Below are 7,899 nucleotides of genomic sequence, written 5' to 3'. Positions count from 1 at the left end.
CTATGCCCCTCCGCGGATGGCCATGATGAGCGACGAAGAAATGCTCCGCGTGCCGGAACGGTTTAAAACCGGCGGCCCCCGTCCGTTTTAATACAAACGACAATTTTAAAATGACATCCGGCGGGTGGCCGGAGGCGGGGCTGCCGATGGATAGGACCCGCCGCGGGAATATGACGAATGTCGTTTGAATCGGTTTCTTCGAATACGCATCGAATGCAGAATACCGAACAGATCCATTGGCGCCCCTGGGGGAGCGACGCCTTTCAAGAGGCCCGTGAGTCGTCCCGGCCGATTTTCCTTTCCATCTCGGCCGTGTGGTGTCATTGGTGCCATGTCATGGACGGCGAGAGCTTCGACCATCCCGAAGTGATCCGGCGCCTCAATCGCGACTTTATTCCGATCCGGGTCGACAGCGACAAGCGTCCCGACATCAACGGTCGCTACAACATGGGCGGCTGGCCGACCGTCGCCGTGCTGGACGCGGACGGGCAGGTGATCGTCGGGGACACCTATCTGCCCACGGGAAGGCTGCTTGAGCTTCTGTCCCAGGTTCAAAAGGACCGCGAGCCGGGCCCGGCGCGTCCGGCATTGTCCAAGGCCGTTGACGGGAACGCGGCCCGCAAGCCGCAGGCGGCCGACGCGCTGCCGCTTGCGCTCGAGACCATCGCCAATTTTCTTACAAGGGCCTTTGATCCCGAATACGGCGGCTTCGGAGGGCCGCCCAAATTTCCCCAGCCCTGGGCGATCGAGCTAGTGATGCATCTCCACGATCGAGGCGACCGTCCGAGCGGGCTCGACATGGCGAAAGCGACTCTGGATCATATGCGCGACGGCGGTCTCCGCGATCCCGTGGACGGTGGATTTTTCCGCTACGCCACGCGCGGGGACTGGGACCGGCCGCATTATGAAAAGCTCCTCGAGGTGAACGCGCGGATGCTGACGGTCTATCTCCGGGCGCATCGCCTGACGGGGGACGCATCCTACCGCTTTACGTCATACGACATTCTGGATTATTTGTACACGTCGCTTGCGGTCGAGGGCGAAGCCTGGTTCTGCGGAAGTCAATCGGCCGACGAGGACTATTACGCGCTGTCGGAGGAGGACCGGGCCGGGGTGGAAGCGCCCCGTCGGGATCGAACGTTATACACGGATCAGAACGCCGCGGCCGCTTCGGCGCTGCTCTTGGCCGGTCACCTGCTCAAGGATCACGCCTATCAGACGTCCGCGCTCCAATTGATCAACGTTCTGCTGGCCCGATGCCGGCACGCCGAGCTCGGGATGTATCATTGCCTCGATGAACGGCTGTCGCTGCCGGGCTATCTTTCCGACCAGGTCCACATGATCGCGGCCCTGGCGGACGCCTTCGAGGCGACCGGCGAAAAGCGGTACATGGACCACGCGGACGAGCTGGCCGGCATCATGAACCTGCATCTGTGGGATGAGAACGCGGGTGCCTATTGGGACCTGCCCGCCGCGGCGGGCCCGCCGGAGAAGTCCGATCGCGAAGGGATTCTGAAGGTCCGGATCAAGCCCTTGTACGAGAATGCCGTCGCCGCGATCGGCCTCGTCCGTCTGTTCCATCTGACGGGCGATGAAGGGTATCGCGGTCGGGCGCGGGGCACGCTTAATTATTTGGCGGGCGTGTATCGTCCCTATAAACATCATGCCGCGCCCTTCGGCCTGGCGCTCGAGCGGTTTTTATACCCGCCGCGCCATGTTACGGTTGTCGGGCGGCGGACCGACCCGCAATGGAAAGCGCTGACGGCGGCGGCGCACCGGATGAAGGCGCCCTGGAAAGTCGTCCTCCCGCTGGATTCCGAAGAGAGCCGCGACCGCGTGGCCTCGCTCGGCTATCCGGTTGCTTCGCAGCCCGCGGCCTACGTCTGCATCGGCACAACCTGCCTTCCGCCGGTTTTGCGGCCGGAGGATCTGGAAAATCTGAAGTAAGGGCGACTCACGAATCGTCCTCGCCGCATCGTTCTCATCTCGCCGATTTGGCGCAGCGGAAGCCGACGTCGTTGACGAGACCGTCGGGGGCCATGAAAAGACGGTAGCCGGCCCGGGAGTAGTGGGCCTTGACCTCGTGATAAACGGTCGGAGGGAAATGGCCCAGCCCGGCGAAGGAGTTTCCGCGGAGGACTTTGACCTTCTCGCCGAATTTGTCCGACGCGTAGGTGTTGCCCGGATAGGGTTTGTACCAGTCGTCCGTCCATTCCCAGACGTTTCCGATCATGTCATAGGCCCCGTAAGGACTGCGGCCGTTTTCATACTGTCCGACCTCGGTGGTTCCGCCGACCTGGCCGTTCACGTTGGCGCGCGCTTCGTCAAATTCATTTCCCCAGGGGTACTTTAAAGCGTCCGGGCCGCGCGCGGCCTTTTCCCATTCCGCCTCGGTCGGGAGCTGTTTTCCGGCCCAGAGGCAGTAGGCGCCGGCGTCTTCCCACGTGACGTAGACGACCGGATGTCGGGCTTTACCCGTGGGGTATTGGCCGTTGCTCCAGTCGGGCGGGGGCTTGCGCCCCGTCTTCCGGATGAAATCGGAATAGTCGGCGTTCGTCACTTCATATTTGTCGATGAAATAGAAGGGCAGGTTGACCCGGTGGGCGGGCTGCTCGTCTTTAAAAAACGGTTTCATGATTCCGAAGTCGGCCGCCTTATCTTGCGGGTCCTGTTCGTCCGTTCCCATCGTGAATTCGCCCGCCGGCACCGCCACCATTCCCTCCGGCGTGCGGCTGCAGGCCGACGCGATGAGCATGGCGGCTATCAAACCCAGACGGGCGATGACCGCAGGGACGCAGACTATTGCGCTCCGACCTACGACGATTTGGCGCATCGGAATCCGAACCCTTTGTTCCGAATTTCCGGGTCGAAACGGGACCGGTTATAGCTGGGAGAGCTCAGTCCGCAGCCGTAGGATAGACAGTCGTACCAGGACCCGCCCCGCACGATCTTGTTCTTCTCCCCGTAATGCGCATTGGGTTCCGGATTCCGAGGATAGGCTTTGTACCAGTTGGCCGTCCATTCGTAGACATTCCCGGCCATGTCATACAGTCCGTAGGGGCTCTTCCCGTTTTCGAAACTGCCGACGGGCATCGTGTCGCCGTCTTTGTTTTGGGCCAGCCAGTACTGGGGCGTGTTGGCCCTTTTGGCGTCGAAGGTGTTCCCCCAGGGGAAATCGCGTCCGTCGGTCCCCCGCGCGGCCTTCTCCCATTCTTCCTCCGTCGGAAGACGCTGGCCGGCCCAGTGGCAATAGGCGTTGGCGTCGAACCAATCCACGTAGACGACCGGATGATTCGCCTTCTCGGGAGGATAAGTCATGCTCGATCCCTCGCCGGCGCGGGACGGCTGCCAGTGTTTCGGAGCCCGGTGGCTCGTCGCATCCACGAACGCTTTATACTGCGCGTTGGTCACTTCATACTTGTCGATCAGGTACGTGTCGAGATAGAACGTGTGCGCCGGCATTTCATCCGGGTCGCCGGCGCCTTCGGACGCCGGCCTGCCGTTGTCGCCGAGGATGAAGACTCCGGCCGGGATCTTGATCATCGTGTTCGTGATCGGGGAAACGTCCTGCCCCGGCTTGCCGTGCCCGCCGCGGGGGGCGGGCGGGTCGGCCGCCGGACTGGGCCGGCCTTCCTCCGGAACGGAATGGCACTCGGCGCATTCGGGCTTGGAGTAGTCGGCCTTGGGCGGGCCCGCCGAAGTGTGGCAATTTTTGCAGGTGCCGTTTGGAAACAGGGAAGGATCCATCGGCCCGGCGTTTTGGCCGCGGCCGTTCCACGGGAGGGAGAGCAACCCGGCCACGACGATCGCCGTGCCGGTCGTCCATTTCATCCAAGGGGTGTTCATGCGCTTCGACCGGTCTCCGCCTTATAAATGATAATCAAGGAATAGACCGAGGAGAACGAGGAGGCCGACGCTGACGTTGGATTTGAACAACGAAAAGGCGATCTGCGGATTCAAGGGGCGTCTGATCGTCCGGGCCTGGATCGTAAACCATCCGGTGACCATGGCGATCGAGGCGTAGTAGACGGGCCCGAGGTGGGCGGTCAAGCCCAGGAGCACAAAAAAGAAGGAAGAGAGCCCGAACAAAATTCCCACGGCGAGTCCGACGTGCCGGTCGAACAGGATGGCGGATGACTTCACGCCGATTTTTAAGTCGTCCTCCCGGTCCATGAGGGCGTAAATCGTATCGTAGGCCGCGGCCCAGAAAAGGTTGGCCAGAAAGATCATCATCATCGGCGGTTCAAGGGAATCGCGCACGGCGGCCCACGCCATGATCGATCCCCAGCCGAACGCGACGCCCATGACCATCTGCGGGAGGGAAGTAATGCGTTTCGAAAAAGGATAGAAAACCGCGAGACCGACTCCGATCAAACTTAACAGCTGGGCCGACCGATTGAGCCGGGAAACCAGGATCAGCGAGCCCGCCAGCAACAGGCCGAAGATCACGGCCGCCTCGGCCACCGTCAAACGGCCGGAGGGAAGCGGACGGGTCCGGGTCCGTTCCACTCGGCCGTCGAATTTCCGGTCGGCGATATCGTTGATGACGCAGCCGGCGCTTCGCATCAGAAACGTGCCGGCGATGAAGATCAGAAGAAGCTTGAGCGGGGGCGTTCCCCGCGCCGCGACCACGAGCGACCAGAGGGTCGGCATCAACAGGAGAAGCGTCCCGTAAGGCTTCGTGAAACGGATGAGGTCCGACGCGGCCCCAAGTTTATCTTTGACGGCGGAAGGCATTATTTCAAGGATAAAGCGGAACACCGATGAACTGCTCCAAAATCGCGGCGAGGGGCCTGGGGCCCGATCTGTGTCCGAGGCTCATTCGATATCGGCGCATCCAGAACGGCCTCCCGGCGGGGTCGGAAAAGGACGCGACCTGCAGACCATCCCGCACGATCGGGAGCCCCGCCTCGGAAAACAGAAGTCCCAGCGGTTTTCGCCCGTCCGATACGCCTTTGAGCAGCGCGCGGGGAAGAGCATCCAGCAGCATCATCGAAGAAGCGTACACCCGTCGTTGACCTTTCGTCGACAGCCACGCCTCGCGGGCCAGGGCCTTCGTCCCCGGCTCGACCGTCAGAAACTCGGCCGGGGACGCGTCCAGGGAAATTTCCCTTTGGCGGATCACATGGACCTCGACCGGGGTCAGCCACAGGGCCTGGAGCAGAGTCGTGGTGCTGCCGTCGGACATCAGCAGGATGCGCAGGACGGGATCCATCGTAACGGGAGCGTCGCTTTTAAAGACCCCGTCCGCCGGGATCCAGCGGATCGGCGAGGACATGGATGCGGAGATCGAATGTTCGAGTCGGACGGAACCGGTTGAAATAGGGGCAGACACGGGAAATCATTTTACTGAAAACGGCGCCGGCTGTCAAGGAATCCTCCCGCCGGATGGGAGGGACGTCTGCGGAGGTAAAAAAATTCTTGACAAATTGCGCTTCAGAATATATAGTACGGGCCGTTTCCATGGACGCTCCATCGCGCACGGTGATGACGCATCCCCCTAAACGTTTTAGGCGGCGGACCGCATACACAATTTTTCACGAAGAAGGAGGAGATATGAAGTACGGGTTGGCAAGTTTGGTGTTGTTGGCTCTTTTGATTTCCGGTTCTTATATCGTCTATGCGGGAACCGAAGCGGATCCCTGCAAGACCCGCGTGCCTGCGGACCAATTGGCCGCGGCCAAGGCCGAAAAGAATGCTTATGTGGGCGATGCGGCCGCGGTGGCCGAGGGTAAATCGATCTTCGAAGGAAAAGGCACCTGCTTCACCTGTCACGGACTCGGCGGCAAGGGCGACGGCGATGCCGGGAAGGCCCTGGATCCGACTCCCAGGAATTTCACCAATGCCAAGTTTCATGCGTGTAAGACGGATGGAGAAATGCTTTACGTCATCCGAAACGGAAGCCCGGGCACGGCCATGATTCCGGCGGTGCAGACCGGCATTCTGACGGACGACGAGGCCAAGAAGGTGCAGGCCTACGAAAGGACGTTCAGCGGGAAATAATCCGTCGATCCGATTCGTTCGTTTTCGTAAAAAGGCCCCGGTCAACGGGGCCTTTTTATTTCTGTTGACTTGATCGTTCGGCTTCGTGCATCATGCACCGCATGTTGTTTCGTTTCGTCGGCGTCCTCGGACTGCTGCTCGTGATACCCGTCCACGGCTGCGCCTCCAAACTTCCCGAGGAGATGGTTCCGGTCCCAAAGGGGTCCTACCTGATCGGGACCGACGAGCTGAAGTTGGAAGCCGCGGCCGAAGAGGCCGGCATCACCAAGCCCTGGGTCCTGGATGCGGGTCCCGCCCACCGCGTCCGGCTTTCTTCCTTTCTGATCGATCGCTACGAGGTCACGAACGCCGATTATTCCCGGTTCGTCGCGGCCAGGGGTTTTCCGGCTCTACCGCATTGGGTGAACGGCCGCCCCCGTCCGGATCAGGAACGGCTTCCGGTGACCTATGTGGACTGGGCGGAGGCCGACGCGTATTGTCAATGGTTCGGGAAACGGCTGCCGACCGAAGCGGAATGGGAAGCGGCCGCCCGGGGACCGGAGGGCTGGATTTATCCCTGGGGCGTTTTCTTCGATCCACGCCGCGCGAATGTCGGCGGTCTTCAACCCGGACCGACGCCCGTCGGGAGCTTTCCAACGGGCCGAAGCCCGTTCGGCGCCTACGACATGATCGGAAACGTCTGGGAATGGACGGCGGATTGGTACAAACCCTATCCGGGCGGCTCCTACGTCTCGGACGATTTCGGCGAGAAATATCGCGTCGCCCGCGGGAATTCCTGGGCGGGCCTGGGGCATTTCTCGGCAAAAGTTTTGGAAGTAGTGAAAGAGGTTGAAGCCCGCGCGACCTACCGCTTGTATTTCCCCCCGAATATCGCCCTCGAAGATGTCGGTTTCCGATGCGCAAAAGACGCCCCCCCGTAAAGCATACGCCCGCCGGCAAAAAATCCGTCGCGCGGCCTTCTACGCAGGCAACCCTTGAATCGTTGATGGGCGATTACCGATGGAAGCAAGGGGCCATCCGTTCCCGTCTGAGCGAATTCCGGCAGGTTTTTGAAAAGGGGGACGAGGCGATCTTCCGCGAGCTCTGCTTCTGCATCGCGGCGGCCAACTCCAGCGCCGAGATGGGGATGAAGACGGTTGATGCGATCAAGGACATCGTGCTGGAGGCCGATCTTGAGACGCTTCAGCACCGTCTCCGACGCGGATTTCGATACAAGCTCAAACGGCCCTCCTATATTGTTCATACGCGCGACTACTTAAAGAAGGAGCACGGCTTCAAACTCGGCGAACTGCTCCGGTCGTTTCCGGATCATGAGACCCGCCGGGATTTTCTTGTCTTCAACCCGGACATCAAAGGGATCGGGTTCAAGGAGGCGAGTCATTTTCTGCGGAACATCGGCTACCGGGGCTACGCCATCCTGGACAAGCACATCCTCAACTGCCTGTCCGAGCTCGGCGTGATCCGGCGAAACCGCAAGCCGCTCAACCCGGAACGGTATCGCCGTATCGAACGGAAAATGCGGGCCTTTGCCGACCAAACCGGCATCGACATGGACGAGCTGGATCTCCTGCTCTGGAGCCGGAAGACGGGGAAGATATTGAAGTAGGGTCAGTTATAATTATTCCAGTACTGGTTTGTAGCAGGGTGAAGGGGACTCAGGAAAAAACTATTAACAAAAGATTTGACCCCTGTTTTTTATATTTTATGGAAGTGAGCCAATCGATGCTGTTATAACATGGGGTGCATTGGTTAATAGTCCTGCTCAAATAGGTTTAACAACCAATATGACTCTTCGGTGAAGATTGTTATTCATATTGTGATGAAATACAGTTAAAATGATGCGAGGAGTACAATTTATCATTGCTGTAGGGCTACTGTGCGACTTATTGGGTTGCG

At 60.2% G+C, this 7,899-nt stretch carries 8 protein-coding genes; 4 read left to right on the top strand and 4 right to left on the bottom strand.

Annotation, left to right across the window (positions count from 1 at the left end):
* The first annotated feature begins 213 nt into the window (after window positions 1-213).
* Entirely contained in the window at window positions 214-1,947 is a 1,734-nt protein-coding gene (locus VLY20_00250) for a DUF255 domain-containing protein (GenBank protein HUK55074.1), read from the top strand.
* Window positions 1,948-1,981: 34 nt separating this feature from the next.
* On the opposite strand, the gene VLY20_00245 is transcribed toward VLY20_00250, so the two are convergent.
* Genes VLY20_00245 through VLY20_00230 form a run of 4 tightly spaced genes read right to left on the bottom strand, consistent with a single transcriptional unit; the run spans window position 1,982 to window position 5,278 of the window.
* Window positions 1,982-2,755, bottom strand: a complete 774-nt coding sequence (locus VLY20_00245; GenBank protein HUK55073.1) for a formylglycine-generating enzyme family protein — start codon at window positions 2,753-2,755, stop codon at window positions 1,982-1,984.
* A gap of 59 nt (window positions 2,756-2,814) precedes the next feature.
* Window positions 2,815-3,846 (bottom strand): formylglycine-generating enzyme family protein, encoded by a 1,032-nt coding sequence (locus tag VLY20_00240; GenBank protein HUK55072.1) that lies wholly within the window; start codon window positions 3,844-3,846, stop codon window positions 2,815-2,817.
* A 21-nt stretch (window positions 3,847-3,867) separates the two neighbouring features.
* A complete protein-coding gene (gene ubiA, locus VLY20_00235; GenBank protein HUK55071.1) occupies window positions 3,868-4,737 on the bottom strand; it encodes a 4-hydroxybenzoate octaprenyltransferase in 870 nt (289 codons plus the stop codon).
* A gap of 4 nt (window positions 4,738-4,741) precedes the next feature.
* Entirely contained in the window at window positions 4,742-5,278 is a 537-nt protein-coding gene (locus VLY20_00230) for a chorismate lyase (GenBank protein ID HUK55070.1), read from the bottom strand.
* A 278-nt stretch (window positions 5,279-5,556) separates the two neighbouring features.
* On the opposite strand from VLY20_00230, the gene VLY20_00225 reads away from it, so the two are divergent.
* The 3 genes from VLY20_00225 (at window position 5,557) to VLY20_00215 (ending at window position 7,609) form a co-directional block, all read left to right on the top strand.
* Window positions 5,557-6,003, top strand: a complete 447-nt coding sequence (locus tag VLY20_00225; GenBank protein ID HUK55069.1) for a c-type cytochrome — start codon at window positions 5,557-5,559, stop codon at window positions 6,001-6,003.
* Window positions 6,004-6,095: 92 nt separating this feature from the next.
* Entirely contained in the window at window positions 6,096-6,923 is an 828-nt protein-coding gene (locus VLY20_00220; GenBank protein HUK55068.1) for an SUMF1/EgtB/PvdO family nonheme iron enzyme, read from the top strand.
* The gene (locus VLY20_00215) at window positions 6,899-7,609 is read left to right on the top strand and encodes an N-glycosylase/DNA lyase (protein HUK55067.1); all 711 of its coding nucleotides are present in this window, start codon (window positions 6,899-6,901) and stop codon (window positions 7,607-7,609) included. Before VLY20_00220 ends, VLY20_00215 begins: the two co-directional genes overlap by 25 nt.
* The last annotated feature ends 290 nt before the right edge of the window (window positions 7,610-7,899 follow it).

It is taken from the genome of Nitrospiria bacterium, from assembly GCA_035517655.1.
Lineage (GTDB): Bacteria > Nitrospirota > Nitrospiria > JACQBZ01 > JACQBZ01 > JACQBZ01.
This window is presented reverse-complemented; position numbering and strand designations above follow the sequence as displayed.

Bases quoted from the DNA above. Each gene is read 5' to 3' on its own strand.
- VLY20_00250 (HUK55074.1), top strand. From the start codon at position 214: ATGCAGAATACCGAACAGATCCATTGGCGCCCCTGGGGGAGCGACGCC.
- VLY20_00240 (HUK55072.1), bottom strand. From the start codon at position 3,846: ATGAACACCCCTTGGATGAAATGGACGACCGGCACGGCGATCGTCGTG.
- VLY20_00225 (HUK55069.1), top strand. From the start codon at position 5,557: ATGAAGTACGGGTTGGCAAGTTTGGTGTTGTTGGCTCTTTTGATTTCC.
- VLY20_00215 (HUK55067.1), top strand. From the start codon at position 6,899: ATGCGCAAAAGACGCCCCCCCGTAAAGCATACGCCCGCCGGCAAAAAA.
- VLY20_00245 (HUK55073.1), bottom strand. From the start codon at position 2,755: ATGCTCATCGCGTCGGCCTGCAGCCGCACGCCGGAGGGAATGGTGGCG.
- ubiA (HUK55071.1), bottom strand. From the start codon at position 4,737: ATGCCTTCCGCCGTCAAAGATAAACTTGGGGCCGCGTCGGACCTCATC.
- VLY20_00220 (HUK55068.1), top strand. From the start codon at position 6,096: ATGCACCGCATGTTGTTTCGTTTCGTCGGCGTCCTCGGACTGCTGCTC.
- VLY20_00230 (HUK55070.1), bottom strand. From the start codon at position 5,278: ATGTCCTCGCCGATCCGCTGGATCCCGGCGGACGGGGTCTTTAAAAGC.